Genomic DNA, 26,907 nt, shown 5'->3' with positions numbered 1-26,907 from the left:
GCCCACCACGCCCGTCTCGCATGTTCCCGGCCAGCAGCCGGCAGCGGCACCGCTCACACAGGCAGCAGCACCGGCACCGGAGGCCGCCGTCACCATCGAAGCCGGGCCCGCACCGGCACCGGGTGCGGCTCCTGCCCCGGCCGCCGCACCGACAGGCTCCGCGTTCGGTCCCGACGCACCGCCGACCCAGGACTTCATGTACCCGTCGATCGGCAACGGCTGCCTGGCCGACGGCGGAAACTCCATCGCCACGGCGCTTTCGGTGGCCGGGCCGGCCACCATCCCGACACCGGGGCCGAAGGCCGGACAGACGGCCTATGTGTTCACCGCAGTCGGCACCGCCGGACCGGCCCAGGTGCAGAAGCTTCCGCTGAACGTCACCTGGGTCAACCTGACCACCGGAAAGTCGGGCAGCGCAACGCTGAAACCGCGCTCCGATATCAACGGCGACGGGCCAACCACGCTGACCGCCATCGTCGACACCGGCTCGGGCAGCATCATGTCGACCATCTTCGGTCAGATCACCACCACCGAGAAGCAGTGCCAGTTCATGCCGACCATCGGCTCCACGGTGGTGCCGTAACCCACGACGCCAAGAAGCCACTCGCGGACACGAAACCCCAGAAGGTCGGGGTGTCCGGGAGTGGCTTCTTGTGTTACTTCTGCTTTGCCTGCGCCTTCATCGCCTTCTTGTAGCTGCGCACCTGGTCCAGCGAATCCTGATCCCGCACATCGGCGACGGACTTGAAGGTGCCGTCCACGCCGTAGTCACCGGCGGCTTCCCGCCAGCCCGACCCGGTGAAACCGTACTGCTTGCCCAACAGCGCCACAAAGATCCGGGCCTTCTGGTCTCCGAACCCCGGCAACCGCTTGATACGTAGGTACACCTCGCGGCCGTCGGGGTTGCCTTCGGTCCAGATGGCGGCGGCGTCACCGCGGTACTCGTCGACGAGGATCTGCGCCAGCGCCTGCACCCGTTTGGCCATCGAACCCGGAAACCGGTGGATGGCAGGCGTTTCCGAACACAACGCGACGAACTTGTCGGGGTCGTAGCTGGCGATCAACCCGGCATCGACGGCACCGATCCGGTCGGCGATCTTCTTGGGACCGGCAAAAGCGGCCTCCATCGGGAACTGCTGATCGAGCAGCATCCCGATCAACAGCGCCGTCGGGTTGGACGTCAGCAACGCGTCAGCGGCGGGCTCTTGGACCAACTGGAGGTTCGACATGTCCCCCAGTTTAAGACGACCCGTTGCCGACCTGATCCCATCTGAGCAGGCGTCCAAGAGCTTGACGGTTCAGCGGTGCGTGTCGTCGAAGTGTGCGAATCTGTGAGCCACAACCGGTGGATGCCCCCATAGGAGACAAACGTGAGACGTGTGGCCACAGCTCTTGGCGCGGCGGTCATCGCCGCTGTTGCCCTGGCCGGCACGGCCAACGCGATACCAGACCAGGGCACGCCCGAATTCGACGGATATCTGCAAGGCCTGCAGCGAAACGGCTATCACCTCAATCCGGACACCGCGTGGCGCGTTGCCCACCAGGCGTGTGTGGGCGGCATACCGGGCTACATCGGACTGGAACTGGCTGCTCAGGGGGTCATCGGACCCGGAGCGCAACAGCGGGTGATGGACGTGGCCAGGCAGTACGCCTGCCCGGTCATGTGATCAGCGGCGTGTCGGCCAGCATGCGGTGAGCTGCTGATCCGACAACACCCCGATCAACAGTGCCGTCAGGTTGGCCCCCGGCGGCACTAATGTGAGCTTCATGTCGGGCGAGGTCGCCGTCGCGTTGGCCGCGGCGTTTCTGCTCGCCGCCCTGGTTGCGGCCGTTCTGGTGGTACGGACCCGCCGCGTGGTGTCCACCCCGACCGAACGGGCCGTGCACGCCGCTCTGCACACCGCGGCACTGGCGGCGCGAGCACTACGCAAGGGCCTCGACGCCGAATCCGCGCGCACCGCCGTGCCCTACCTGCGGGACCTGACGGGCGCGGACGGGGTGGCGCTGTACGGCACCGACGGCCGCATGCTGGCACACCACCCGAGTGACGACGGTCGCTGGACACCGCAGTTGGTGCTGCGCTGCGACCACGCCGTGGAGGCCGCTGTCTCCGGTGGGCGCCGGGTGCTCGACGGTGATGAGCTGCCCGCGCTGATCGCACAGCCGCTGTCGCCGGAAGACGACGGGGTGATCGGGGTGCTGCTGGTGGTCACCGCGACGCAGCCCGGTCCCGGCATGCTCGGCGCCGTCGGCGAAGTCGCACGGTATGCAGCCAGCCAGCTCGAACTCGCCGAACTCGACGCCTCCCGCGCCCGCCTCGACCGCGCCGAAGTATTGGCGCTGCGCGCCCAGATCAGCCCGCACTTCGTCTACAACGCGCTCAACACCATCGCCTCCTTCGTGCGGACCGACCCCGACCGGGCGCGCGAACTGATCCTCGATTTTGCCGACTTCACCCGCTACTCCTTTCGCGCCGCCGGCCCCTACACCGTGTTGGCCGACGAGCTGCGCAACATCGACCGCTACCTGACCCTGGAGCGGGCCCGGTTCGGCACCGCCCTGGACGTGCGGCTCCAGGTCGCCCCGGAGGTGCTCAATGTCGTCGTGCCGTTTCTGGCGCTGCAGCCGCTGGTGGAGAACGCTGTCCGGCACGGCCTGGCCGGACAGGGCGGCACCATCACACTGATCGCCACCGACGAAGGCACCGACACCGTCATCTCCGTCGAAGACGACGGCGTCGGCATGAACCCCGAGGAGTTGCGCTCGGCACACGCGGATGCGCTGGGGCCCAATGACAGCGGTGAACACTCGGCCCATGTCGGCCTCACCAATGTCGATCATCGGCTGCGGGCGGCGTTCGGCAACGATTACGGTCTGGTGGTCGAGACTGCACTCGGCGCCGGCACCAAGGTCATCATGCGAGTGCCCAAGTTCGCCTCGGGTGTGCACGTGTGATGGCCGGATCACGAAAGGACGTCAGGTGACACGGTTGCTCGACGTGCTCGCTGTCGACGACGAAGCCCCGGCGCGCGACGAGCTGACCTACCTGCTGCAGCAGCATCCGTGTATCGGCAACGTCTACGGTGTCGGTGACGCCAACGCGGCGCTGCGGGAACTGTCCGAGCGGGCTATCGACGCGATCTTCCTCGACATCAACATGCCGGGCCTGTCAGGGCTGGAACTGGCGGCGGTGCTGGCCAACTTCTCGTCGCCACCGGCAGTGGTGTTCGTGACCGCGCACGAGGACAAGGCGTTGGCGGCCTTCGAAGTCGGCGCGACCGACTATCTGCTCAAACCGCTGCGCACCGAACGTCTCGACGAGGCGGTGCGACGGGTGTTGGCCGGCCGCTCCGCAGAACCGGCCACCGCGGCCACTCCGGCCCGTGACACCGACGAGGTGGTGCCGGTGGAGCTCGGCGGCATCACCCAGCTGGTCCGCCGCGACAGCATCGGCTGGGTCGAAGCAGAGGGCGACTATGCCCGTCTGCACTCGTCGTCCGGATCTCATCTGGTGCGCATACCCTTGTCCACCCTCGAAACACGTTGGCGCAACCTCGGATTCCAGCGAGTACACCGGTCCTACCTGGTGGCCTTGCATTTGGTGACGGGCCTGCGCACCGCTGACGGCGGCGTGCTGGTGCGGGTCCAGGAGAACGGCCGGTCCCCGGAGGTCGAGTTGCCGGTCAGCCGCCGGCAGACTCGCGAGCTGCGGGACCGCCTGGTGCGCGGCCCCATGCGCAATTACCGGCCGGGTGGCGATGAGTAACCCGCACGGCCAGCAGGGTGGCCCGACGCCGCGACAACGGGTGGTGCTGGCCCACCGACGTGGCGCCCGGATCGTGCGCACCCGGGTGGAAGTGCAGGAGCAGACCGCCGTCGGCGACGCACTGGTGCGTGGGCTGGTGCGCACTCAGCTCGGGCTGGCACTTCGGCTGGCCGCGGTGGTGATGTGCGTGATCGTGGCGATCCCACTGATGGGCAACGCTTTCCCGGCACTGGAACAGCTCACGGTGTTCGGCATCCGGGCCAATTGGCTGATCCTCGGGCTGCTGCTGTACCCGATGTTCTTTGCGGTGGGGTGGTTGTACGTGCGGCTCGCCGAACAAGGTGAACGCGACTTCATGGGCATCGTGGACGACGGGGCTTCAGAGCCGTGACGGAGGTGCCCCCGTTGACGGCGTTCGCCTTGGTGGCCGCGGCGCTGGCCACCGTGCTGTTGGGCGCCTACGGCGGCAGACTCTCACGCACCACCTCAGATTTCCTGGTGGCCTCGCGTACCGTCGGTCCACGCTGGAACGCCGCCGCCATCTCGGGTGAGTATCTGTCGGCCGCTTCATTTCTGGGCGTTGCCGGGTTGGTGGCCAAGTACGGCGCCGACGCACTGTGGTATCCGGTCGGGTTCACCGCCGGATACCTGGGCCTGCTGCTGTTCGTCGCGGCGCCGCTACGCCGATCCGGCGCGTACACCGTCCCAGATTTTGCCGAATTCCGCTTGGGATCTTCACGATTGCGAACCGTGAGCATGATCGTCGTGGTGGTGATCTGTGTGTTCTATCTGGTCCCCCAATACCAGGGTGCCGGCCTGACTTTGAATTCCCTGCTGGGCCTGCCGGTTTGGATCGGCCCGGTGGCGGTCGGCGCCATCGTCATCGCCAATGTGGTGGGCGGCGGGATGCGCTCCATCACCTTTGTGCAGGCGTTCCAGTACTGGCTCAAACTCACGGCCATCGCCATCCCGGCGCTGGCGCTGCTCGCGTTGTTCCTGTCCGACCGTGCCGAACTGGGTGGGCCGTTGCCGCCGAGTGTCCAGCAGGAGACCACGGTCACCATCGACACCGATGTTGTGGTGCAGGTGGTCGAGCCGGCCGGTGTCACGGTCGACGGTGTCGCCCTGACCGCACCCGGGCGCTACTCCCTCGCCGACGGCACCACCATGACACTGGCCGCGGGAGCAGCCACCCCCGTCATCGCCGGCGCGCCGACCGACGGGGCCGAGTGGATCACCTCCGGCCGCGGGCTCGGCGGCGGTCACCCGCTCTACCAAGTACTTTCGATCATCGTCGCGACCTTCCTCGGCACCATGGGACTGCCACACGTGCTGGTGCGCTTCTACACCAACCCCGACGGCCGGGCCGCCCGCCGCACCGCGCTGGCGGTCCTGGCATTGCTGGGGTTGTTCTATCTGTTTCCCACCTTGTTGGGGGTCTTCGCCCGGCTGTACGTGCCCCAGTTGTTGATCACCGGCACCGCCGACGCCGCGGTGCTGCTGCTGCCCGACGCCGCCATCGGTGGGGTGATCGGCGCCGGGCTGGCCGCGCTGGTGGCCGCCGGCGCGATCGCCGCGTTCCTGGCCACCTCATCCGGCCTGCTCGTGAGTATCGCCGGGGCGCTGTCGACCGATGTGCTGCGCGGCCGCGTCCGCGACTTCCGGCTGGCGGCCGTGGTCGGCGGTGTCGTGCCGATCCCGTTGGCGTTGGCCGCGTCCTCACTGGAGCTGTCCCGCAGCGTCGGGCTGGCCTTCGCCGTGGCGGCCTCCACGCTGTGTCCGCTGCTGATCCTGGGTATCTGGTGGCGCGGCCTCACCAGCACCGGAGCCATCAGTGGCCTGCTGGTGGGCGGCATGCTGTCCGGCGTGGCCACCACCCTGGCCGTGATCGGCGGTATCGACGACAGCGGTTGGCTCGGAACGCTGATCGGATACCCCGCGGCGATCACCGTGCCGCTGGCGTTCCTCACCATGGTCGGCGTCAGTCGCCTCACCGCCACCACCGCACCGCCGGATGTGGCCCGGATCTTCGCGCGGATGCATGTGCCGGAGCGGCTCGGCATGGGGCTGGAACGACTTCCCCGCGAATCACGCTGAACCAGGCAATCCGAACCGTCGACCGCTCGTCGTCGCTGACTGACCGTTTAGCGCACGCGATAACGGGTTCGGCAATTCCATCCAGCTAAGCCCTTCGGTTGTGACCGGAGTCTCAATACGCTCATTTCACACATTCGGTTCACAATCGAGCAGTCAGGAGCACCCACGGTGCCAACCACCGAGAGTAGGCCGGCCCCCACCGGCCAAGAGTTTGTCGCCATGCAGGCCAGCCCGGAGTTCCAGGAACTCCGCAGCCGGCTGCGACGCTTCGTGTTCCCGATGACGGCGTTCTTCCTCATCTGGTACACCGTCTACGTTCTGCTGGGCGCCTTTGCACATGACTTCATGGCCACCAAGGTGTTTGGCAACGTCAACATCGGCCTGCTGATCGGGCTGGGCCAGTTCTTGACCACCTTTGTCATCACCGGCCTGTACGTGCGGTTCGCCAATCGTGAGCTCGACCCGCGCGCCGAGGCCATCCGCGAAGAACTGGAAGGAACGGTCAAGTGACACACCTCCTGGCCGCCAGCGAAACCGTTGGCAACCCGATCGCCAACATCGCGATCTTCTCCCTGTTTGTGGTCGTCACCATGGTGGTGGTGATCCGGGCCAGCAAGAAGAACGCCACCGCCGCCGAGTTCTTCACCGGTGGCCGCGGCTTCTCCGGCACCCAGAACGGCATCGCGATCGCCGGCGATTACCTTTCGGCGGCAAGCTTTCTCGGCATCGCCGGCGCCATCGCCGTGTACGGCTACGACGGCTTCCTGTACTCCATCGGCTTCCTGGTCGCATGGCTGGTGGCACTGCTGCTGGTCGCCGAATTGCTGCGTAACACCGGCAAATTCACCATGGCCGACGTCCTGAGCTTCCGGCTCAAACAACGTCCGGTCCGGCTGGCGGCAGCCACCTCGACACTGACGGTGTCGCTGTTCTACCTGCTGGCCCAGATGGCCGGCGCCGGTGGACTGGTGGCGCTACTACTCGACATCAACAGTCGCAGTGGGCAATCGATTGTCATCGCCGTCGTCGGCGTCCTGATGATCATGTACGTGCTCATCGGCGGCATGAAGGGCACCACCTGGGTGCAGATCATCAAGGCCGTGCTGCTGATCGCCGGCGCCGGGATGATGACGGTGATGGTGCTGATGAGGTTCGGCATCAATTTCTCCGAGATCCTGGGTTCGGCGCAGGCTGCGATCGCCGGTGCCACCACCGAAGGTGTGGCCAATCGCGATGTCCTGTCGCCCGGCGCACAGTACGGCGGCTCGCTGACCTCGCAGATCAACTTCATCTCGCTGGCACTGGCGCTGGTGCTCGGCACCGCCGGCCTGCCGCACGTGCTGATGCGGTTCTACACCGTGCCCACGGCCAAAGAAGCCCGCCGCTCGGTGGTGTGGGCGATCGGCCTGATCGGCGCCTTCTACCTGTTCACCCTGGTGCTCGGCTACGGTGCGGCTGCCCTGGTGGGCCCGGACCGCATTCTCGGCGCCGCCGGCGGCGTCAACTCGGCGGCTCCGCTGCTGGCCTTCGAACTCGGCGGGGTGATCCTGCTCGGCGTCATCTCCGCGGTCGCGTTTGCCACCATCCTGGCCGTCGTCGCGGGACTGACCATCACCGCGTCGGCCTCATTCGCCCACGACATCTACGCCACCGTCATGAAGGGCCGAAACGTCACCGAGTCCGAACAGGTGCGTGTCTCCCGGATCACCGCGGTTGTCCTCGGTGTCCTCGCCATCGGCCTGGGCATCCTGGCCAATGGCCAGAACGTGGCGTTCCTGGTGGCGCTGGCGTTTGCGGTGGCCGCGGCGGCCAACCTGCCGACCATCGTGTACTCGTTGTACTGGGCGCGGTTCAACACCCGGGGTGCACTGTGGAGCATGTACGGCGGCCTGATCTCCACGATCGTTCTGATCGTCTTCTCCCCCGCGGTGTCGGGATCGAAGACCTCGATGATCCCCGGCGTGGACTTCGCCTGGTTCCCGCTGGCCAATCCGGGCATCGTGTCGATCCCGCTGGCGTTCATCCTGGGCATCGTCGGAACGCTGACCTCACCGGACCGCGGCAATCCCGAGATCAACGCCGAGATGGAGGTTCGCTCCTTGACCGGAGTCGGGGCGGAGAAAGCAGTCGCTCACTAGGAAGAGCGATCAGGCGGCGGCGGGTCCGGGGGGTCCCGCCGCCGTCGCTCGCCCGAAGGGGCGGCACTAATTGTTACTCGGAAAACTCCGAACCTGCTGTTGTCCAACAGGATCGAATCGGCACTCAGCCGCTCTTGCGGCGGAACTCGCGGCGATTCTCGACCGGACCGTGCTGCTTGGCCTGCTTGACACCGCCACTGCGATGATCCGAGCCATTGGCAGCTTTGGCCTTCTTCCGTTCCAGCGCTTCCCGGAACTTACGCTTCGCGTCGTCTTCCGGGGCGGCTTCTTCACCCGTCACATCACCCATGATGACCACCCTAGCCTGCTTGTCACCTGCGCGAACGCCTGGTCAGCGGCGACCGGGCGGCACGCCGTACAGGTGTGAGATCGGCAGGGTCAGCACCACCCGCCGATCGGTGACCATCGCTTCCCGATACTCGTCCCAGTCGGGATGCTCACCGGCGATGTTGCGGTACAACACAATCAACGCCTCTACCGTGTCATCGCCGACGTCGGTAGCCGCCGGGGTCAAGACCGCGTCCCCTTCGGCCACCGCATAGGACCAGCCGTCGTCGGAGCTCACCAGAATCGAGGCGCGGGCATCACGGCGCAGGTTGCGAGTCTTGGCCCGCGGCTCGGTGACCGAGACCTGGATCGCCACATTGGGTGCATCGAAGTGATACGAGACGTTGGACAGCTGCGGCCGCCCATCCCGCTTGATCGTCGCCAACACCCCAAGTGAATTCCCGCTGATCACGGCAAGCAGCTTGTCGTCGAACACCTGTCGGGTCATCTGCTGAGCCTACTCAACAACCACGTTTCCGGGGCCTGGTAGATCACCGATGATCGTCGGTCCGACCTAGGCTCGTCGCTGTGACAGCAATCGACGGCACTACCTTCGGCGGCGTTTCGACAACCACCTTGTGGACGCTGCACAACCGCGCCAGCGAAGCACGACGCCCCGACGGCGCCGTGACCGATCCATGGGCGGTCACCCTGTTCGACGCCATCGACCACGATTACGCGAAGTTCGGGAAACCCGACCAATCCCACGGGCTGCGGGCGGCGACCTTCGACGGCGTCACCGCTGACCATCTGCTCGAGCATCCACGGACCTCGATCGTGGCACTCGCCGAGGGATTGCAGACCAGTTTCTGGAGGCTCGACGCTGCCGGTCTCCTCGATGAGGCGACCTGGTTCTCCGTGGATCTGCCGCCCGTGATGGAGGTACGTCGGCAACTGCTGCCCGACGACACCCGGATCGTGGCACTGGCGCAGTCCGCCCTCGACTGGAGCTGGATGGACGCGGTTGCCGACCGTGACGGTCAACGGGTGTTCATCACCGCCGAGGGCCTGCTGATGTACCTGGATCCCGACGACGTGTTTGCCCTGATCACAGCGTGTGCGGCACGCTTTCCCGGCGGCGCCATCATGTTCGACTCGATACCGCACTGGTTCAGCCGGAAAACCATGAAAGGCTTCAAACTCTCCGAGCGCTATGTGGCACCGCCGATGCCGTTTGCTTTGACCGCCGACGAGGCATTGGCCCTGCCGGACCGGCTCCCGGGGGTGCGATCGGCACGCGATGTGCACGTTCGACCCGGACGCGGCGCCTTCAAGGTCGCCGGTTGGCCGGTTCTGGACCGGATCGGCCCGATACGCCGGGCCCGGCCCAGCATCACGGTGCTGGAATTCGAGTGAGTCGGCCCGCCCAGCGGCGTCGGTAGGCTCGGGGCCGATGACCGACTCGAATGGCGCTGCCCGGCACAAAGCGGAACTGACCGGAGTATCCGAGACAGCGTTGCTGACTCTCGCGGTACGTGCCCACGAGGCACGCCGGCCCGACGCTCTCATCGACGATCCGGTGGCGGTGCGGCTGGCGGATTCGATCGACGCCGACTTCGCGAAGTTCGGGCACACGAACCGGCAGGACATGGCCATCCGCTCCATGACGTTCGACCGCGCCACCCGTGATTACCTGCGCACCCGCCCCGACGCAACCGTCGTCGCGCTTGCCGAAGGCCTGCAGACCAGCTTCTGGCGGCTCGACGCCACCGTCACCGATGCCCGATTCCGTTGGCTCACAGTCGATCTTCCGGCAATCGTGGCGATCCGGGAGCAGTTGCTGCCGGCGTCGCCGCGCATCGTGATGACCGCGCAGTCAGCCCTGGACTACAGCTGGATGGATCTGGTGGCAACCGATGCCGCCGAGCAGGGAGTGTTCATCACCGCCGAGGGCCTGCTGATGTATCTGCAGCCCGAAGAGGCGCTCGGGCTGATCGCCGCATGCGCCCGCCGTTTCCCCGGGGGCCGGATGATGTTCGACCTGCCGCCGGCCTGGTTTGCCGGTCTGGCCCGTCGCGGTTGGCTGCGCCCGTCACTGCGGTATGCGATTCCGCCGATGCCGTTTTCGATGACCGCGCCCGAACTGGCCGAGTTGGCCAACACCGTTCCCGGTATCCGCGCCGTCCACGATCTGCCGGCTCCCCGAGGCCGCGGCCGGGTGATGAACGCCGTGATCTCGGGCGTCTTCAACAATCGGCGGCTGCAGAGGTTGCGGCCACCGGTGACCTTGCTGGAATTCGGCTGATCCCGCTAATCGAACGCGAGATCGAGGTAACGCAGCGCCGCACTCTTGTCCAGGCCCAGATTGCGTGCCGTCTCCATGTAGGTGTGCGCCGCGGCGGCCATGGCGGCGTCCGCCGGATCCGCCCGGGCAACGAAACTGCCGAAACGGCCCCGGGTTTCGACGATCCCGGAGGTCTCCAACTCCCGGTAGGCCCTGGCTACGGTGTTGACGGCCAACCCCAACTGGGCGGCCAGGTCCCGCACCGTGGGCAGCCGAGTGCCCGGCGGTAACTTCCCATCTCGAACACCGGCGATCAACTGCGTTCGCAGCTGATCGAACAACGGTTTTGCCGCCTGCGGATCAACCCGCAGCCATTCCCCCAGGTCCACCGGACCAGTATCCAACAGGCCAGCTATTTTGGTGTGGTGCGCATTGCAGTGCTCAGCGGCGCCGGCATCTCCGCGGAAAGTGGGGTGCCGACCTTCCGCGACGACAAGAACGGCCTGTGGGCGAAGTTCGATCCATACGAACTGTCATCGACGCAGGGCTGGCAGGAGCACCCCGAACGGGTGTGGGCGTGGTATCTGTGGCGCCACCATCTGGTGCAGCAGGTCGAACCCAACGACGGGCATCGTGCCGTCGCGGCGTGGCAGCACCTGGCCGGAATCGCCGAGGTCAGTGTCATCACGCAGAACGTCGACAACCTCCACGAACGTGCCGGCAGCACACCGGTGCACCATCTGCACGGCAGCCTGTTCGAGTTTCGTTGTGACAGCTGCGGTTCGGTGTACACCGGCCCACTCGCCGACATGCCGGAGCCGACGCTGGAACTGATGCCGCCGACATGCGCCTGTGGCGGCCTGATCCGGCCGGACATCGTGTGGTTCGGTGAGGCGCTGCCCGACGGCCCGTGGGACGCCGCAGTGGAGGCGGTCACCAACTCCGATGTACTGGTGGTCGTCGGGACGTCAGGGCTCGTCTACCCGGCGGCCGGTCTACCCGAGTATGCGGTGGCCCGCGGAACGGTGGTGGTGGAGGTCAATCCAGATCCGACGCCGCTGTCGGACAGCGCGACGGTATCCCTGCGGGAAAGCGCCAGCACCGCCCTGCCGACCCTGCTGCACCGCCTGACCGGCCTGCTGCGCGGTTAGGCCGGTTTGATCGCCCGGCCGAGGGCGAACTCCGTGACCGGCAACGGCACCCAAGCCGGAAGGGCCGCCGCGCGCCGGGTCGACTGGACAGCGAACCCGGCCGCACGGATTGCGGTCTCGGTCCGGCGGTGGGTGTGGCAATTCCCCAGCAAACGGGGCCACACCGTGGCATCCGCGACCCGCTGCAGCGCACCCCGGGCCCCCGGTGTGGCGACATGCTCCAGGTAACGCAACTCACCGCCAGGCAGCAGCCTCGAATAGAGCTGTTGCAGCACACCATCGGAAGAGGCCACCGAGCACAACACCAGCGAGCAGACCACCGCATCGAAGGATTCGGCCGGGTCCAGATCCTCGATGAGCTCCTCACGGACCACCACCGGAACCGCAGCGCGGGCGGCGGCGTCGCGCGCGGACGCCGCCAGCTGGGTCTCCGGCTCCACCGCCACCACCTCCGTCACCGTGTCGGGGTAGTAGTCGAAGTTGGTACCGGTGCCCGCGCCGACCTCCAGCACCCTGCCGGAGAGCCCGGCCAGATTCTCCTGTCGCAGCGCGGTCAGGGCCGCGGGTTCGTGCGCCGACAGAGTGGTCCACAACCGCGCAAAAAATGGGTTGTCCATGAGTCACCTACCTCAGTTGGTCACCTGTTTCGGGGCCGGCCGATCGAAGAGCCAGTCAACCGTCTGTGTGGGTGTCGATCCAGGTCCGACGATACCGGCGACAATCCGTCCTGCACAGACCGCGCTGAACACCCGGTCGGCGAAGGAATCGGTGTCCCCGAACGGCAGATACGGCTTGGCGATCAACAACGCGGCCACGCCGTGGGCAGCCGTCCACAACTCGAGTGCCACTGTGGTCGGGTCGTCCTGGGCGTACACACCCTCGTCCATCAACGCCTGCACCGAGTCCCGGATGTGCCCGAACGCCGCAGTGACCAGGGTCTCGTCGACATCGCTGCCCGCGCGCCCCTCCTCCATGGTGGCGATGCGATAGAGCTCGGGCGTCTGGGTGGCAAAACGGACATAGGCCAGCCCCTGGGCCCGCAGGACGTCCAGCGTGGTGAGCTGGCCCGCGGCGGCCTGCTGCATCTCGTCGTCGAACTTCTCGAAGTAACGCGCACACACCGCGTCCAACAGCGCATCCTTGTCGGTGAAGTGCAGGTAGATCGACGGTGATGTCACGCCGACCCGTTCGGCCACCGCCCGGACCGACACATCGCGGGCGTGGCCGGTGGACAGCAGCAGTTCGGTGGCCGCATCGAGGATTTCGTCGCGCAGCAGCTCGCCGGAGCCCCGGGGGGCGCGACGTCGCCTCGTCAGTGGATCGCTGCTCACCTAGCCATTGTCCGGCACCGCAGCCGCCGTGGGCTTCTCGGCGGGTTTCTCCGGCCGCGGTCCGGATTCACTGATGCCGATCTTGTTGTGCAGCTTGACCAGGAACTTGGGTGACCACCAGTTCCACTTGCCGAGAATCCCCATGAAGGCCGGGACGAGCATCATCCGCACCAGCGTCGCGTCGACGAGCACTGCCAACGTCAGCCCCAGCCCGAACATCCGCATGAAGGACACCTTTGCCGCGATCAACGCCGCGAAGGAGATCGACATGACCAGGGCGGCGGCGGTGATCACCCGTCCGGTGCGGGCCAGACCGAGCGCGACACTCTCCTCGTTGTCGGCACGAGTCTGCCCGGATTCCAGCCAGTACTCCCGGATGCGCGAGATCAGGAACACCTCGTAGTCCATGGACAATCCGAAAGCAATGCAGAACAACAGCACCGGCATGTTGGCCACCAACGTCCCGGTCGACGTGGTGCCCAATGCGCCGAGGTGTCCGTCCTGGAAGATCCACACCAGCGCACCGAACGCCGCCGTCAACGAGAGCACGTTCAGCACAAGTGCTTTCAGCGGCAACACGACACTGCCGGTGAGCAGGAAGAGCAACGCGAAGGTGATGACAGCGATGATGCCGAGCACCAGCGGCAGTCGCTCGGTGATCGCGTCCACGCTGTCCCGGTTGGCCTGGGCGATACCGGTGAATTCGACGTCACGCTCCCCCGGTCCGGTCACTTCGTGCAACCGGTCGAGCTGGGACGAGGATGCATCGGAGAACAACGGCGCCGTGCTGTCGATTGTCAGGAATGCGCTGCCGTCGGCCACGCCGGTCGCCGCAACGGGTGGCCCCACCTTGGCTCCACCGACAAATGTTCCCGTCGGTGCGGTCACCGAGGACACATCCTGGACGCGGGACAGGTCAGCCGCGTAGCGCTCGAGGTCGGGGGGTGTGAGCCCGTCGGCATCTGGGACCACGATGGTGACGGTGGCATCGGAGTTGGTGGCGAAGTCGTCGCGCAGCTGGTCACCGACCTGGTGCGCCGACGCGGTTGGCGGCAGCACCCGGTCATCGGGCATCCCCCATCGGACATCGAGGAACGGCACCCCCAGCAGAAGCAGCAGCGTGACCCCGGCCACGCCGATCATCACTGCCCGCTTCATCACGAATTTGGCCGTGCGATACCAGAACTGCTGGGCGACCGGCTTGGGTTCGGGTTCAGGCCGGCGGAACACCCGGCGCAGCAGGCGGCGCACGTCGTAGGCGTTGAGCCGGTCGCCCATCAGCACGATCGCCGCCGGTGTGACGATCACCGCGGCGAAAGCGGCAAAGGCCACGGTGGCGATACCGGCGTAGGCGAAGGACTTCAGGAAGTACATCGGGAACAGCACCATCGCTGCCATCGACAGCGCAACCGTGACCGCCGAGAACAGCACGGTGCGGCCTGCGGTGGCCATGGTCCGGATCAAGGCCTGGTGGGGCTCGACGCCGTCGGCGAGCTCGTCGCGATACCTGCTGATGATCAACAGGGTGTAGTCGATGGCCAGCGCCAGGCCCATCGCAATGGACAGGTTGAGCGCAAAGATCGAGACGTCGGTGAAGAAGGTGATGCCGCGAAGCACCGACATCGAACCGACGATGGCCAGCGCGCCGACAGCCATCGGCAGGGCCGCGGCGAGCAGCCCGCCGAACACCCACACCAGCACCAAGAAGCTCAGTGGGATCGCGATGGACTCCATGAGCAGCAGGTCGCGCTCGGTCTGGGTGTTGATCTGCGAATAGATCATCGCTCCGCCGCCGGGTGACACGGTGACTTCGGGGTGGCCGGGCACGATGTCCGCGTTGATCTGAGCAAGCAGCTCTTCGGCGTATCGCTGGGCGTCGTTCTCCCCGCCGAACAGTCCCGCCACCACCAGACCGGAGGACCCGTCCGTGCTCTTGAGCCCGGCCGCCACCGGTGGCGGTGACGTCCACGCCGACACCACTTGGGCGGCGTGCGGCGAGGACTCGATGTGTTCGGCGATGCCGGTACCGACCGCCCGGGCCTCCGGACTGTCGACCCCACCCGGGGCCGTCACCGAGAACACCAACTGCATATCGCCCTGACCGAACTTGTCGGTGAGGATCTGCGTGGCTCGCGCGGATTGGGAGGTGGGGTCCTGGAACCCGCCCGCCGACAGGCTCTTGGTGACGGGGACGCCGAAGACGGCGGCACCGATCATCAGGAGAACGGCGACGGCGATGATCCGCCGCGGGGCGGCGATCGCCGTCAGCGCTATTCGGTGCAGCACGTTGGATTGTCCTTCCCGGTCCCGGCAGGGGGCCAGAACTTATCAGCGGTAAGTTAACACCGTCAATATGGGTTACGCCGATGTTCGGGCTTCCGTGGGACGCTTGATCTGAACCACGAGATCGGCCCCCTGATCGTTCAGCTGTGACCGGACCCGTGACGAGCGACAGGCAAGCCTTACAAAAAAACGGCCCGGCCAATAGGCTTACGTCACATGGCAGCCGACTTCGACATCCGCACCAGCCCGGCTACCAGCCACTTCGGCCTGCTGGTGCTTCGTGTCGGCGCCGGAGCCGCAGTGCTCCAGGCGGGGTTGATCAAGGCGCTGGACTTCGGCACAGTCGTCGAATTCATGGATCAGGGCGGGTGGAAAGCCGCGACCATCGGCGCACTCATGGTCACCGTCGCCGAAACCCTCGGCGGGATCGCACTGCTGCTGGGCATCCTGACGCCACTGGCCGCCTGCGCGGTCACCGCCGCGATGATCGATGCGTGGGCAGTCAACGTCTCCGGCGCCGCGTTCTGGTCGGAGCCGTTCAACATTCCGTTCCTGATCGGGTTCGCCGCCATCGCCCTGATCTTCACCGGCGCCGGCCGTTTCTCCCTGGATCAGCTGCTGTGGGGGCGCGCCCAGTGGCCGACCCTGGTGTCGGTGGTCCTGCTGGTCCTGGCGATCGCGGCGGCGGTCGCCACCTGGGTGCTGCTCAACGGCGTCAACCCGCTTCACCTCACCACCCCCACAGGCTGACGCCGAGGCGCCCCCGGCCTGACCCCGAGGCGCCCAAACGTGCGTTTGGGCGAACTTTTGCGGGTAGATGTCGCCGGTTTGTCGATCTCAACAAGGGGTCCACGCCCCCGTGACGACGGTCACGATCGACAACTGACTCCTGAGTCACCCTACCCAGGAGTAATAATTGCCACCATTTTGCGAAGCGGGGCTCAAAGATCTCTTAAGAGTGGCCCATAGGCTCACTGTCATGTGGATCGACGACACCAACGCTGATGTCATCAAGATTGACTTCGACGCCCTCTACCACGGGGATTTCCTGGTGGAAGGCGATACCTCGGAGCAGGTCGAAGAATGGCATCCGCTCGCCAGCTAGCTCCCCGACAACCAACCGGGCGCGCCCTCACATCCTCCAGGATGCGTGAGCGCGCCCGATCTATTTGGTTTGCTTCCCGCCCGTCAGGGTGACCGCGTTACGCCGGGACCGCAGCGACGACCATCTCGCTGAGACGACCGGAGATCAGCCCCTCGGCCTCGGCCACCATCCGGGAAACCAGATCCCCGACGGTGGGGATGTCATTGATCAGCCCCATCGCGGTACCGACGGTCCAGATGCCCGCGTCGATGTCGCCGTCCTCGAACACCTTGCGGCCACGCACGCCGGCCACCAGGTCCTTGACGTCGGAGAACTGGCCGCCGTCCTTGAGGATCTGCACCACCTCGCGGGACACCTCGTTGGACGCCACCCGAGCCGTGTTGTGCAGGGTCCGGAAGATCAGTTCGGTTCCCCGCTCGTCACCGGCGACGATCGCCTCTTTGACGTTCTGATGGATGCACGATTCCACGGTGCACATGAACCGCGAACCCATGTTGACGCCATCGGCACCCAACGCGAGCGCGGCAACCAGGCCGCGGGCGTCGGCAAACCCGCCGGAGGCGATCATCGGGATCTCGATCTTGTCAGCAGCCGCCGGGATCAGGACCAGGCCCGGGATGTCGTCCTCGCCCGGGTGACCGGCACATTCGAACCCGTCGATGCTGATGCCGTCGACGCCGAGGCTCTGAGCCTTCACCGCATGTCGCACCGAGGTGCACTTGTGCAGCACCTTGATGCCGTTGTCGTGGAACATCGGCAGGTGCGGCGCCGGATTGGACCCCGCGGTCTCGACGATCTTGATGCCCTCGTCGACGATCACCTGGCGGTACTCGTCATACGGCGGCGGGTTGATCGACGGCAGGATCGTCAGGTTGACCCCGAACGGCTTGTCGGTCAGCTCCCGAGTCTTGGCGATCTCACGTGCCAGATCCGCCGGCGTCGGCTGCGTCAACGCGGTGAGAAATCCCAGCGCACCTGCATTGGCGACGGCCGCAACGAGTTCCGCACGCCCCACCCACTGCATACCGCCCTGCGCGATCGGGTGCTCAACCCCGAACGTCTCGGTGAACTTCGTCTTGAGCGTCACCGGGGCGCCATGCGGATCGCACCGTCCAGACGGATCACTTCACCGTTGAGCATCGGGTTCTCCACGATGTGCACCGCCAGCGCGCCGTACTCATCCGGGTCGCCCAGACGGGCCGGGTGCGGCACCTGCTTGCCGAGCGAGGCCTGCGCTTCCTCGGGCAGTCCCGCCAGCAGCGGGGTCTTGAACAAGCCCGGGGCGATGGTCATCACTCGGATGAGGTTCCGGGACAGGTCACGCGCGACGGGCAAAGTCAGACCGACGACACCACCTTTGGACGCCGAGTAGGCGGCCTGGCCGATCTGGCCGTCGAACGCGGCGACGGACGCGGTGTTGATGATGACGCCACGCTCCTCCCCGATCGGTTCGCTCTTGGCGATCCGGTCGGCGGCCAACCGCAGCACATTGAAGGTGCCGATCAGGTTGACCTCGATGACCTTGCGGAATTCGTCGAGCGGGAACGGCCCGTCCTTGCCCAGGGTCTTGATCGCGTTGCCGATGCCGGCGCAGTTGACGTTGATGCGCAGGGGGCCGAACTCCTCGGCGGCATCCAGTGCGGCGCTGACCGATTCCGGGTCGGTGACATTGGCCTCCACGAACTTGGCGCGCGCCCCGAGCTCCTTGACGGTGTCTGCACCCCTGAGGTCGAGCACCACCACCGAGGCACCGCGATCCAACAGTCGCTTGGTGGTCGCCAGACCCAACCCGGAGGCACCCCCGGTCACCACCGCTACCGCGTCCTTGATCTCCACTGTCAGTTGTCCTTCCCGGCCGACTACCCGACCTACTGGTTGGTTGAAACGTTTCTAGCTGGTGAGCGTGGCTACGTCCAGTCCCGAAGCACCGACTCGGTGTCCTCCCCGGGAACACGCGGCGGTGTCGGGGTGCCGGGCACGCTGCGCGAGAACCGCGGTGCCGGCCGCGGCTGCAGCCCGTCGGCCCCGGCGTCGTAGAAAGTGTCCCGGTCAGCGACGTGCGGCTCGTCGAGCACCTCGGCAAAAGACAGCACCGGCGTCACGCAGGCATCCGTACCCTCAAAAACCTTCGCCCAATGGTCACGGCCTTGTGTGAGGAAGGTCTCGGTGAACACGGCCTTGAGCTCCGGCCAACGGGAGCGGTCGTTCTGCGCCGGCAGTTCCGCCGGTTCCAAGCCCAGCCCCGCGAGCAGCTGCGCGTAGAACTGCGGTTCGATCGAGCCCACCGCGACGTACCGACCATCGGCAGTCTCATAGGTGTCGTAGTACGGCGCGCCCGTGTCGAGCATGTTGGTGCCACGTTCATCCGACCACTGCCCCGCCGCCCGGAACGCCCACATCATCTGGATCAGCACGCTGGACCCGTCGATCATCGCCGCGTCCACCACCTGCCCCTTACCGGAGGTCTGCTGCTCCCAGAGCGCCGACAGAATGCCCAACAGCAGGAACATCGACCCGCCGCCGAAGTCGCCCGCCAGGTTGAGCGGCGGCACCGGCCGCTCCCCGGCGCGGCCGATCGCGTGCAGCACGCCGTTGAGCGAAATGTAGTTGATGTCGTGACCGGCTTGGGTGGCGCGCGGGCCGGTCTGCCCCCAGCCCGTCATCCGCGCGTACACCAGCCGTTCGTTGACTGCGGCACAATCGTCAGGCCCCAGCCCGAGTCGCTCCGTGACCCCTGGGCGGAAGCCCTCGATCAGCACGTCGGCCTTTGCGATCAGTGCCAACACCAGTTCGCGGCCTTCGTCGGACTTGAGATCCGCGGTCACCGAGCGGCGGTTGCGCAGCATCGCATCACGGACCCCACTGCTGCCGACGCCCGGCCGTTCGATGCGGACGACGTCGGCGCCGAGGTCACCGAGAATCATCGCCGCGTGCGGGCCCGGTCCGATCCCGGCCAACTCGACGACGCGTAGTCCTTGCAAGGGTCCGGCCACGATGTCCCGCCTCTCCGGTGGTGCTGTCCTAGTGGTCCTGTCCCTGGCATCTTGTCAAGCGCTCCCAACCAACCGACGGGTGGGCTCCGATTGACCGGCTCCGACTTTCTACAGTGACTGCCATGACAACCCCCGACTCCGGTGTCGACGCCCTGCCCGCGATCCCTGGATTGCTGGTCGACCTCACCGACGGAGTGCTGTCGGTGACCATCGACCGGCCCGAGAGCCTCAACTCCCTGGACCGCGCCGTGCTGACCGGCATCGCCGACGCCTTCGAAGCCGCCGCAACCGACCCCCGCGTCCGGGTCGCACGACTCGGCGGCACCGGCCGCGGCTTCAGCTCCGGTGCCGGTATCGGAGCCGACGGATCCGGTACCAGCGACATCGGCGACGAGGCGAGCGAAGTCCTGCTCATCGCCAACCGCGCGATCCGCTCGATCACCGAACTGCCGCAACCGGTGGTGTCGGTGGTAGCCGGACCGGCCGCCGGCGTGGGAGTGTCGCTGGCCATCGCCGCCGACCTGGTGCTGGCCTCGGAAGAGGCATTTTTCATGCTGTCGTTCACCAAGATCGGCCTGATGCCCGACGGTGGCGCCTCGGCGCTGATCGCCGCCTCGGTGGGCCGGGCCCGGGCGATGCGGATGGCGCTGCTGGCCGAGCGCATCTGCGCCGCCGAGGCGCTGTCCTGGGGGCTGGTCAGCGCGGTGTATCCCGCCGACGAGTTCGACGCCCAGGTCGACGCGGCGATCTCCACGCTCCGAACAGGGCCCGCGGTGTCGCTGGCCAAAACCAAACACGCCATCAACGCGGCGACCTTGACCGAGCTCGAATCGGCGCTGCGCCGCGAGACCGACGGCCAGATCGCGCTGCTGCACGGCACCGATTTCCGCGAAGGTGTCCAGGCGTTCCAACAGCGGCGCACCCCCGTATTCACCGATAGCTGAGCGACGGCGGCGCCTGTATCGATCACCTGAAATTCGTTGGACGCCAAAGGTGTCGGTCAGCGACGATCAAGGGATGGGAATCGGGACCGACCAGCAGCCGAGCGTGCGCGCGCCCGGCGGTTGGCGGGTACTGACACCGTTCCGGTTCCGCGAATACCGGCTGCTGATCGCCGCGGTGTCGATCACGATCCTCGCCGAAGGCATGTGGGCCGTCGTGATGGCCTTGCAGGTGATCGCACTGAACAACGACCCGGCGGCACTGTCCCTGGTGGCGGCCTGTCTGGGTGGCGGGCTCGTCGCATTTGTCCTGGTGGGCGGTATCGCCGCCGACCGAATCCCGCAGCGCACCATCATCATTGCTGTTGAGCTGGTCAACCTGTTCACCGTGAGCATCGTTGCGACGCTGGGGCTGCTCGACGCCCTTCAGGTGTGGCACATGGCGGTCGCTTCCGGGCTGCTCGGGATCGCCGCGGCCTTCTTCTTTCCGGCCTACAGCGCCTACCTACCGCGGATCCTGCCTGCCGAACAGTTGTTGGCCGCCAACGGCGTCGAAGGCGTGATGCGGCCGGTGCTGCAGCGGGCGGCCGGTCCGGCGGCGGCAGGTCTGCTGATCGGGGCGACCTTCCCCACCGTCGGCGCTGTGATCGTGGCAATCCTGTTCGCGATCAGTCTGGTGCTGTTGGTGGCCACCCGCGGAGCCGCGGCTGCCTCCCACTTGTCCCCTGGACTGGCCGGCCCGGAGATACCGACCCGATCGCATCCACTGGCCGACCTGCGCGACGGGTTCCACTTCATGATCCGCACGCCGTGGCTGTTGGCGACCCTGTTGTTCGCCAGCATGTACGTGCTTCTGGTGATCGGGCCGTTCGAGGTGCTACTACCGTTCATCACCGGGGACCGGTTCGACCACGGTGCACAGATGTACGGGTTTGTCCTGGCCGCGTTCGGTGTCGGCAGCGCTGTCGGGGCACTCGGAGTTGCCTCCTGGCAGCTGCCACGCCGATACCTGAGCGTCATGATGCTGATGTGGGGTGCCGGTTCGCTGCCGCTGGTAGTGATCGGATGGACCCATTCGGTGGTCGCGATGATGGTCGCCGGCTTCCTCGTCGGCATCACCGACGGTGCGGGCATGGTCATCTGGGGCACCTTGCTGCAGCGACGAGTGCCGCCGGCGATGCTGGGCCGGGTATCGAGCCTGGACTTCTTCGTGTCGCTGGCCTTCATGCCGGTGTCGATGGCGATCGCGGGGCCGTTGTCGAAGGTCATCTCGACGGAGGTCATCTTCCTGGCGGCCGGGGTGACACCGGTGGCGATCGCGGCGGTTGCCTGGCTGGCTGCCCGGATGGCGCGAGACGAGATCGCCCACCCGCTGCGCTGACCGGTTACACGCCGAACAGCGGCGGCAATGCCAGCACCATGATCAGCCCCCACACCAGATGCGTCAGCACCGGCGCCAGCACCCCGCCGGTGGCCCGACGTTCGAGTGCGCACACCGCACCCAGGATGATCGCCGCAAATCCCAGCATCGGATTACCGCTGGCCGAGGTCGCCACGATGTAGAGGACGGTGGAGATCAGCACCGGGGCATGGGCGCCGAGTGCGGTGTACAGCGATCCGCGGAAGAACAACTCCTCGGCCACCCCATTGACCAAGGTGATCACCACCACCAGCCACAGCGCGCCTTGGTTGGCAAAAACCAGTACCTGCGTGATGAATTCGGCGACGGGTTCGATCTCACGGGCAATGAGTGCGCCGACCACAAACACGCCGCCGACCAGAGCACCGACGCCGAGCCCGGTCAGCACCGGCCGTTGGTTACGACCGCGCCAGCAGATGCTGCCCAGGTGCAGCGGACCGGACAGGAAGGCCCCACCGGCCCACACGGCGGCCAGCAGGAAGGTCAGCCAGTAGAACATCGGGTCACCGGGCTGCTGGTGTAACGACAGCGCCAGTGTCACCGCACCGAGTACCAGTATCACCATCACCACAACGCGCCGCTTGCGCACCACCGCAGGTGGTTCCGCTTGTGGCGGGGCCGCATTGGTCAGCACACCGACGATCTCGTCGCGCAGGCCGGCGCTGCGGGTCACGCGGGGTTCACCTTCGCCCGTAAACCCAATAGCAGGTCCACTCCGGTACGGGCCACGCCCGCAATCGGTTTCGGCATCAGTGACAGCAAACCCATGGCAGCAGGCGGCGTCACGGCACCGAATACCCGTCGCAGTCGCAACTGATCTCCGCCGGCCCACATCGCATCACTGTCAGCGAGGTGATGCGGATCGGCAAGCTGGTTCACCGGCCGCGGCTCCGGCGATCCGACCGACGCGGCAATCGCGTCGTCGATGGACGTCAGCCCGCCGTCGGGGTCGGCCACGATGTCTCGCAGCAAGCTCCCCGACGCCGTCATCGGATGATCCAGCGACGCGATCAGGTCGACGGCCAAACCGGTGGGTACCGGCACCACGTTGCCGGCCACCCAGGCTGTCACCGATTTCGGCACCAGCGACTCCTGCCAGCCGCCGATCGGCAGTCCGTACCGCGGGCAGCCGGCGGCGTGCACATAGCCACCGATCAGGCCTCGGTAGGTGGTGGTGCCGGGGCCGGTGATGTCGTACGCACCGGCAGGTACGGCGTCCCTGTCGGCGGCGATCTCGAGATAACGCAACACATCCCGGATGGAGATCGGGTCGATGGCATGGTCCACCCAGGACGGCAGCGGGATCAGCGGCAGCCGATCACCGACATAGCGAACCATCTCGAACGATGTGGATCCGGCACCGATGATGACCGCTGCACCCAGCCAGACGACTTCCGGTCCGCCGTCGACGGCCAGGGCGGCTGCCACCTCGGCCCGGCTGGCCAGATGCTCGGACAGGGTGCCGTCGTCGGGGACAAATCCGCCCAGGTAGACGATCCGTTTCACCCCCGCCTTCTTCGCCGCGCGCGCGACGTTTGCGGCCGCGCGGCGGTCTCGTTCGCGGAACCCGGGCTCGCCGATGCCGTGGACCAGGTAGTAGATGACGTCGACCGGCCCCGCCTCGGCCAGCGCCAGCGCCGCCGAATCAGACGAGTCGGCGTCCAGGGTGACGGCAGCGACGTCGTCGCACCAGCCGAAACCGGCCAGCTTGTCGGTGTTGCGGGTGGCGACCATCACCTCGTTGGTGACCTCGGGTCGCGCGGCGAGCAGGGTTGCGACCAGCCGGGAACCGACGTAGCCGGTGGCGCCGGTGACCAGGATGCGCATCGTTTTCACGATAGGGGGTTACCCCACGGCGCCGCCGCCTACGACGGTGAGTTTCGCCACGGCAGTGTTGCCGGGCGGGCCGGATCCCGGCTCAGCGGCCCTGAAACACTTTGCGATAGCTCGACGGTGACATGCCGAGATCACGGCGCAGATGATGACGCAGATTCGCCCCGCTGCCCAGGCCGGCTCGGCGCGCCACCTCGTCGACGGCCAGGTTCTGCTGTTCGAGGAGCTCGCGGGCATGGTCGAGGCGACGGGCCCGTACCCAGGCCCCGGGCGATTCGCCGGTCTCCTCGACGAAGCGCCGGATAAAGGTACGGGCGCTCATACCGGCGTGCCGGGCCAGTTGCTCGATGGTCAACGGTTCGGTGAGGTGCTGCGCCGCCCAGGCTCGGACCGCGGCGGTGGAGGCGTGGTCGGAGGCGGGCAGCGGTCTGTCGATGAACTGGGCTTGGCCGCCCTCCCGCCAGGGCGGCACCACGCAGTAGCGCGCCACCGCATTTGCGGCCTGCGCGCCATGGTCGGTGCGAATGATGTGCAGACACAAGTCGATTCCCGCTGCGAGGCCGGCAGAGGTCAACACGTCGCCGTCGTCGACGAACAACACGTTCTCGTCGACGCGCACCTGGGGGTGCAGACGACGCAAGGTATCGGCGTGCATCCAGTGGGTGGTGGCCCGCCTGCCGTCGAGCGCCCCGGCCGCGGCGAGCACAAACGCGCCGGTGCAGATCGACACCAGCCGGGCGTCCGATCGCCGCGCCGAGAGCGCCGCGGCGACCTCGGGCGACAACACCCCCTGTTCACGTGCCAGGGGGTACCGGGTGCCGGGAACGACGATGGTGTCGGCGTCGGCAAGCACTTCGGCGCCGGCTCCGGGCAGCACATCGAAACCCGTGGTGGACGAGACGGGTTGGCGGTCCACACTGCAGGTCGCCACGGTGTACAGCGGTTGCCCGGCGGTGCCCACGGCCGCACCGAACAGGGTCGGGGCGATCGCGGCGTCGAACCCCACCACCGGGGCGAGAAGCAGGACGGCGACGCGGTGCATCACCCCATCCTGGCATGTTATTTACGAATATAGGCATTCTTGCCACTGGTAGCGGTCGACGCGGTCGGCGATAGTCGTTCGGTGATCGTTCCCCCCGTGACCACCCGCCGGCACTGGGCCTGGGTGGTGGCCGCCACCAGCTTCGTGGCCCTGCTGGGCGCTGCCGGGTTCCGGTCGGTGCCCGGCGTGATGATGAATCCACTCCACGACGAGTTCGGCTGGACCCACGGCGTCGTCGGCCTGGCGATGTCGGTGAACATGACACTGTTCGGGCTGACGGCGCCGTTCGCCGCAGCCCTGATGGACCGGTTCGGGATACGCCCGGTGCTCACCGTCGCATTGAGCATGATCGCCGCGGGCAGCGCGCTCAGCGTGACGATGACCGCCAGCTGGCAGCTGGTGCTGCTATGGGGTGTGCTGGTGGGTGCGGGTACCGGCGCCATCTCGATGGGCTTTGTGGCAACGGTGGCCACCCGCTGGTTCGACGCGCGCCGTGGCTTGGTCACCGGGGTGCTGACGGCCGCCAGCGCGACCGGGCAGTTGATCTTCCTGCCGGTGGTCGCGGCGGTGACCACCCACCACGGCTGGAGGTGGGCATCGCTGATCGTCGCGGCCGCTGCCCTGGCGGTGGTGCCGCTGGTGTTGGTGTTCATGCGGAACTGGCCGCAGGACCTGGGACTCACCGCATACGGAGCCCTCGAGTCCGCTCCCCCGCCCCCGCCACCCGGTAGCAGCTTCGCAGCGGCATTCTCCGGTCTGGCGATCGGAGCACGGGTACCGGCATTCTGGCTGCTGGCAGGCAGCTTCGCGATCTGCGGAATGACCACCAACGGTCTGATCGGTACCCATTTCATCCCGGCGGCCAACGATCACGGGATGCCGACGACGGTGGCCGCGGGCCTGCTCGCAGTGGTCGGTGTGCTCGACGTGGCCGGAACGGTGTTCTCCGGCTGGCTCACCGACCGCGTGGACCCACGCCTGCTGCTGGTCGTCTACTACATCGGCCGCGGCATGTCGTTGCTGGCGCTGCCCGCGCTGCTGTCACCACACGCAGAGGCCGGCACGTGGGTGTTCATCATCTTCTACGGGCTCGATTGGGTGGCCACCGTTCCGCCCACGATCATGTTGTGCCGCAGCTACTTCGGCACACGCGCCCCGATCGTGTTCGGCTGGGTGTTCGCCGCCCACCAGCTGGGTGCGGCAGTGGCGGCCGCGGGTGCAGGCTGGATCCGCGATCTGCAGGGCGAGTACGACCTGGCGTTCTACCTGGCCGCCGGGCTGTGTGTGGTGGCAGCGGGAATGTGCCTGTCGGTACGGAAGGTTCACGACTTCCGATAGGTGACCATCTCCCGGGACAGCACCCGTCGCAGCCACGGCTCCCGGCTGCACGCCACGGCAAACACCGTCAACAGGATCCACATCGTCATGGCGCTCACCAGCACCAGCGCAAACGCCACCCAGGTACCGCCCGCTATCTCAGCCGAGGCCTGCTGCCTGGCCCACAGCCGCCAGTAGATCATCAGGTTCACCGTCAGACCCACCCCGTAGGAGATCAAGAAGGACAGCAGGTACGGCTTCCAGGTCCCGTCATGCAGCCGGGCCGAAACCGGTTCGTGGCGAAGCGGATACACCACCGACAGCACGTTGCCGACACCGAGCCAGATGAACACCATGGTGACCAGCTGGTCGACCAGCGCCACCGGGTTGCCGCCCTCGGTGAACGCCAGGAACCCGATCATCGGCAGCGCCGCCAGCGTCACCGTCGCCGCCATCGCGAGGTTCTTTGCGATCAGGATGCGCCACAAGCGTTCTCCGCCGGCCAGCTGGGTGCGCACCCGATTCGCCTCGAAGCACAGCGCGTTGGTGCACACCACGCTGCCGACCACTGCGGAGAACAGATAAAGGGTGAGGCGCCCGGCGTCGTCGTACCGGGACAGACCGGTGAAGTGATAGAAGACCACCAGCGACAAACTGATGGCCAGGGTGATCAGCAGCCGCAGCAGGATCGAGCGCGGTCGCGCGGTCCAGATATGGCGCATCTCGTCGGCGACCCGTCGCGCCAGCACCCGCACCCGGGCACCGAGGCCGCCGACTGCGTTGCGCCGCGCCGGCGGTTTGTCAAAGTCCGCCATTCTCAGCTGTTGGGCGCGCCACACCGCCGCCACCGCGTCAGCCACCGCCACCCGGGCCAACCCGACCGCAACGACAGCATCCGCCTCGGCGTACTGCGCCGGC

General features: G+C 66.9%; 30 protein-coding genes. 16 read left to right on the top strand and 14 right to left on the bottom strand.

The window, feature by feature from the left end:
- On the top strand, positions 1 to 583 hold a 583-nt coding region (locus tag WBB07_RS08805; RefSeq protein ID WP_526306720.1), incomplete at its 5' end, for an Rv1157c family protein.
- A gap of 73 nt (positions 584 to 656) precedes the next feature.
- Here the strand turns inward: WBB07_RS08805 and WBB07_RS08800 are convergent.
- Positions 657 to 1,229 (bottom strand): HhH-GPD-type base excision DNA repair protein, encoded by a 573-nt coding sequence (locus tag WBB07_RS08800; RefSeq protein WP_526306718.1) that lies wholly within the window; start codon positions 1,227 to 1,229, stop codon positions 657 to 659.
- A 141-nt stretch (positions 1,230 to 1,370) separates the two neighbouring features.
- Between WBB07_RS08800 and WBB07_RS08795 the strand changes: the two genes are divergently transcribed.
- The 7 genes from WBB07_RS08795 to WBB07_RS08765 all read left to right on the top strand — a co-directional run bounded on the left by WBB07_RS08795 (position 1,371) and on the right by WBB07_RS08765 (position 8,001).
- A complete protein-coding gene (locus WBB07_RS08795; RefSeq protein ID WP_526306716.1) occupies positions 1,371 to 1,667 on the top strand; it encodes a DUF732 domain-containing protein in 297 nt (98 codons plus the stop codon).
- A 100-nt stretch (positions 1,668 to 1,767) separates the two neighbouring features.
- Positions 1,768 to 2,955, top strand: a complete 1,188-nt coding sequence (locus WBB07_RS08790) for a sensor histidine kinase (protein ID WP_526306714.1) — start codon at positions 1,768 to 1,770, stop codon at positions 2,953 to 2,955.
- A gap of 25 nt (positions 2,956 to 2,980) precedes the next feature.
- The gene (locus tag WBB07_RS08785) at positions 2,981 to 3,766 is read left to right on the top strand and encodes a LytR/AlgR family response regulator transcription factor (RefSeq protein WP_526306712.1); all 786 of its coding nucleotides are present in this window, start codon (positions 2,981 to 2,983) and stop codon (positions 3,764 to 3,766) included.
- Positions 3,759 to 4,157, top strand: coding sequence for a hypothetical protein (locus WBB07_RS08780; RefSeq protein ID WP_526306710.1), 399 nt, complete (start codon positions 3,759 to 3,761; stop codon positions 4,155 to 4,157). Before WBB07_RS08785 ends, WBB07_RS08780 begins: the two co-directional genes overlap by 8 nt.
- Positions 4,154 to 5,863, top strand: a complete 1,710-nt coding sequence (locus tag WBB07_RS08775; RefSeq protein WP_526306708.1) for a sodium/solute symporter — start codon at positions 4,154 to 4,156, stop codon at positions 5,861 to 5,863. The genes WBB07_RS08780 and WBB07_RS08775 overlap by 4 nt, the downstream gene beginning before the upstream one ends.
- A gap of 219 nt (positions 5,864 to 6,082) precedes the next feature.
- Positions 6,083 to 6,373, top strand: coding sequence for a DUF485 domain-containing protein (locus tag WBB07_RS08770; protein ID WP_526306721.1), 291 nt, complete (start codon positions 6,083 to 6,085; stop codon positions 6,371 to 6,373).
- Positions 6,370 to 8,001, top strand: coding sequence for a monocarboxylic acid transporter (locus tag WBB07_RS08765; RefSeq protein WP_526306706.1), 1,632 nt, complete (start codon positions 6,370 to 6,372; stop codon positions 7,999 to 8,001). The genes WBB07_RS08770 and WBB07_RS08765 overlap by 4 nt, the downstream gene beginning before the upstream one ends.
- 124 nt (positions 8,002 to 8,125) lie before the next feature.
- On the opposite strand, the gene WBB07_RS08760 is transcribed toward WBB07_RS08765, so the two are convergent.
- Together WBB07_RS08760 and WBB07_RS08755 are read right to left on the bottom strand one after the other, a co-directional pair.
- Entirely contained in the window at positions 8,126 to 8,311 is a 186-nt protein-coding gene (locus WBB07_RS08760) for a DUF5302 family protein (RefSeq protein WP_526306704.1), read from the bottom strand.
- Positions 8,312 to 8,353: 42 nt separating this feature from the next.
- Positions 8,354 to 8,797, bottom strand: coding sequence for a PPOX class F420-dependent oxidoreductase (locus WBB07_RS08755; RefSeq protein WP_526306702.1), 444 nt, complete (start codon positions 8,795 to 8,797; stop codon positions 8,354 to 8,356).
- A gap of 80 nt (positions 8,798 to 8,877) precedes the next feature.
- Here WBB07_RS08755 and WBB07_RS08750 point away from each other — a divergent pair, with 80 nt between their 5' ends.
- On the top strand, positions 8,878 to 9,705 hold the full coding sequence (locus WBB07_RS08750; RefSeq protein ID WP_526306700.1) for a class I SAM-dependent methyltransferase: 828 nt from the start codon (positions 8,878 to 8,880) through the stop codon (positions 9,703 to 9,705).
- Positions 9,706 to 9,742: 37 nt separating this feature from the next.
- Positions 9,743 to 10,594: a class I SAM-dependent methyltransferase gene (locus WBB07_RS08745; protein ID WP_526306698.1), complete on the top strand. Its 852-nt coding sequence runs from the start codon at positions 9,743 to 9,745 to the stop codon at positions 10,592 to 10,594.
- A gap of 5 nt (positions 10,595 to 10,599) precedes the next feature.
- Here WBB07_RS08745 and WBB07_RS08740 read toward each other — a convergent pair whose 3' ends face one another.
- On the bottom strand, positions 10,600 to 10,962 hold the full coding sequence (locus WBB07_RS08740) for an Rv1152 family transcriptional regulator (RefSeq protein WP_526306696.1): 363 nt from the start codon (positions 10,960 to 10,962) through the stop codon (positions 10,600 to 10,602).
- A gap of 36 nt (positions 10,963 to 10,998) precedes the next feature.
- Between WBB07_RS08740 and WBB07_RS08735 the strand changes: the two genes are divergently transcribed.
- A complete protein-coding gene (locus WBB07_RS08735; RefSeq protein WP_526306694.1) occupies positions 10,999 to 11,724 on the top strand; it encodes an SIR2 family NAD-dependent protein deacylase in 726 nt (241 codons plus the stop codon).
- On the opposite strand, the gene WBB07_RS08730 is transcribed toward WBB07_RS08735, so the two are convergent.
- The 3 genes from WBB07_RS08730 to WBB07_RS08720 are packed head-to-tail and all read right to left on the bottom strand — an operon-like array spanning position 11,721 to position 15,341.
- Complete coding sequence (locus WBB07_RS08730; RefSeq protein WP_526306692.1) at positions 11,721 to 12,341, bottom strand: class I SAM-dependent methyltransferase; 621 nt, start codon at positions 12,339 to 12,341, stop codon at positions 11,721 to 11,723. The two genes, WBB07_RS08735 and WBB07_RS08730, sit on opposite strands and share 4 nt — an antisense overlap.
- 12 nt (positions 12,342 to 12,353) lie before the next feature.
- Positions 12,354 to 13,055 (bottom strand): TetR/AcrR family transcriptional regulator, encoded by a 702-nt coding sequence (locus WBB07_RS08725; protein WP_526306690.1) that lies wholly within the window; start codon positions 13,053 to 13,055, stop codon positions 12,354 to 12,356.
- A complete protein-coding gene (locus tag WBB07_RS08720) occupies positions 13,056 to 15,341 on the bottom strand; it encodes an MMPL family transporter (protein ID WP_526306688.1) in 2,286 nt (761 codons plus the stop codon).
- A gap of 213 nt (positions 15,342 to 15,554) precedes the next feature.
- Between WBB07_RS08720 and WBB07_RS08715 the strand changes: the two genes are divergently transcribed.
- A complete protein-coding gene (locus WBB07_RS08715; protein WP_526306686.1) occupies positions 15,555 to 16,088 on the top strand; it encodes a DoxX family protein in 534 nt (177 codons plus the stop codon).
- 229 nt (positions 16,089 to 16,317) lie between these two features.
- Positions 16,318 to 16,443, top strand: coding sequence for a hypothetical protein (locus WBB07_RS08710; protein WP_526306684.1), 126 nt, complete (start codon positions 16,318 to 16,320; stop codon positions 16,441 to 16,443).
- Positions 16,444 to 16,540: 97 nt separating this feature from the next.
- On the opposite strand, the gene WBB07_RS08705 is transcribed toward WBB07_RS08710, so the two are convergent.
- The 3 genes from WBB07_RS08705 to WBB07_RS08695 form a co-directional block, all read right to left on the bottom strand.
- The gene (locus WBB07_RS08705) at positions 16,541 to 17,530 is read right to left on the bottom strand and encodes an NAD(P)H-dependent flavin oxidoreductase (protein ID WP_526306682.1); all 990 of its coding nucleotides are present in this window, start codon (positions 17,528 to 17,530) and stop codon (positions 16,541 to 16,543) included.
- Positions 17,527 to 18,279, bottom strand: coding sequence for a 3-hydroxyacyl-CoA dehydrogenase (locus WBB07_RS08700; RefSeq protein ID WP_526306680.1), 753 nt, complete (start codon positions 18,277 to 18,279; stop codon positions 17,527 to 17,529). The genes WBB07_RS08705 and WBB07_RS08700 overlap by 4 nt, the downstream gene beginning before the upstream one ends.
- Before the next feature lie 71 nt (positions 18,280 to 18,350).
- Positions 18,351 to 19,436, bottom strand: coding sequence for a CaiB/BaiF CoA transferase family protein (locus WBB07_RS08695; protein ID WP_526306678.1), 1,086 nt, complete (start codon positions 19,434 to 19,436; stop codon positions 18,351 to 18,353).
- Between the two features lie 122 nt (positions 19,437 to 19,558).
- Between WBB07_RS08695 and WBB07_RS08690 the strand changes: the two genes are divergently transcribed.
- Together WBB07_RS08690 and tet(V) are read left to right on the top strand one after the other, a co-directional pair.
- Positions 19,559 to 20,380, top strand: a complete 822-nt coding sequence (locus WBB07_RS08690; protein ID WP_526306676.1) for an enoyl-CoA hydratase/isomerase family protein — start codon at positions 19,559 to 19,561, stop codon at positions 20,378 to 20,380.
- 73 nt (positions 20,381 to 20,453) lie between these two features.
- Positions 20,454 to 21,758, top strand: coding sequence for a tetracycline efflux MFS transporter Tet(V) (gene tet(V), locus WBB07_RS08685; protein ID WP_526306674.1), 1,305 nt, complete (start codon positions 20,454 to 20,456; stop codon positions 21,756 to 21,758).
- 4 nt (positions 21,759 to 21,762) lie between these two features.
- On the opposite strand, the gene WBB07_RS08680 is transcribed toward tet(V), so the two are convergent.
- The 3 genes from WBB07_RS08680 to WBB07_RS08670 all read right to left on the bottom strand — a co-directional run bounded on the left by WBB07_RS08680 (position 21,763) and on the right by WBB07_RS08670 (position 24,672).
- On the bottom strand, positions 21,763 to 22,470 hold the full coding sequence (locus tag WBB07_RS08680) for a CPBP family intramembrane glutamic endopeptidase (protein ID WP_526306672.1): 708 nt from the start codon (positions 22,468 to 22,470) through the stop codon (positions 21,763 to 21,765).
- Positions 22,467 to 23,624, bottom strand: coding sequence for an NAD(P)H-binding protein (locus WBB07_RS08675; protein ID WP_526306670.1), 1,158 nt, complete (start codon positions 23,622 to 23,624; stop codon positions 22,467 to 22,469). Before WBB07_RS08675 ends, WBB07_RS08680 begins: the two co-directional genes overlap by 4 nt.
- Positions 23,625 to 23,715: 91 nt before the next feature.
- Positions 23,716 to 24,672 carry a GlxA family transcriptional regulator gene (locus tag WBB07_RS08670; RefSeq protein WP_526306668.1) on the bottom strand — a complete coding sequence of 319 codons (957 nt, stop codon included), beginning with the start codon at positions 24,670 to 24,672 and terminating at the stop codon, positions 23,716 to 23,718.
- Between the two features lie 81 nt (positions 24,673 to 24,753).
- Here WBB07_RS08670 and WBB07_RS08665 point away from each other — a divergent pair, with 81 nt between their 5' ends.
- The gene (locus tag WBB07_RS08665) at positions 24,754 to 26,010 is read left to right on the top strand and encodes an MFS transporter (RefSeq protein ID WP_526306666.1); all 1,257 of its coding nucleotides are present in this window, start codon (positions 24,754 to 24,756) and stop codon (positions 26,008 to 26,010) included.
- Here the strand turns inward: WBB07_RS08665 and WBB07_RS08660 are convergent.
- Positions 25,995 to 26,907: ABC transporter permease (locus tag WBB07_RS08660; RefSeq protein WP_526306664.1), on the bottom strand; the 913-nt coding region annotated here is incomplete at its 5' end. The genes WBB07_RS08665 and WBB07_RS08660 overlap by 16 nt on opposite strands.

The organism is Mycobacterium sp. (assembly GCF_049647605.1).
In the GTDB taxonomy this organism is placed as follows: domain Bacteria; phylum Actinomycetota; class Actinomycetes; order Mycobacteriales; family Mycobacteriaceae; genus Mycobacterium.
The sequence above is the reverse complement of the archived record's forward strand: the minus strand, read 5'-3'. Positions and strand labels throughout refer to the sequence as shown.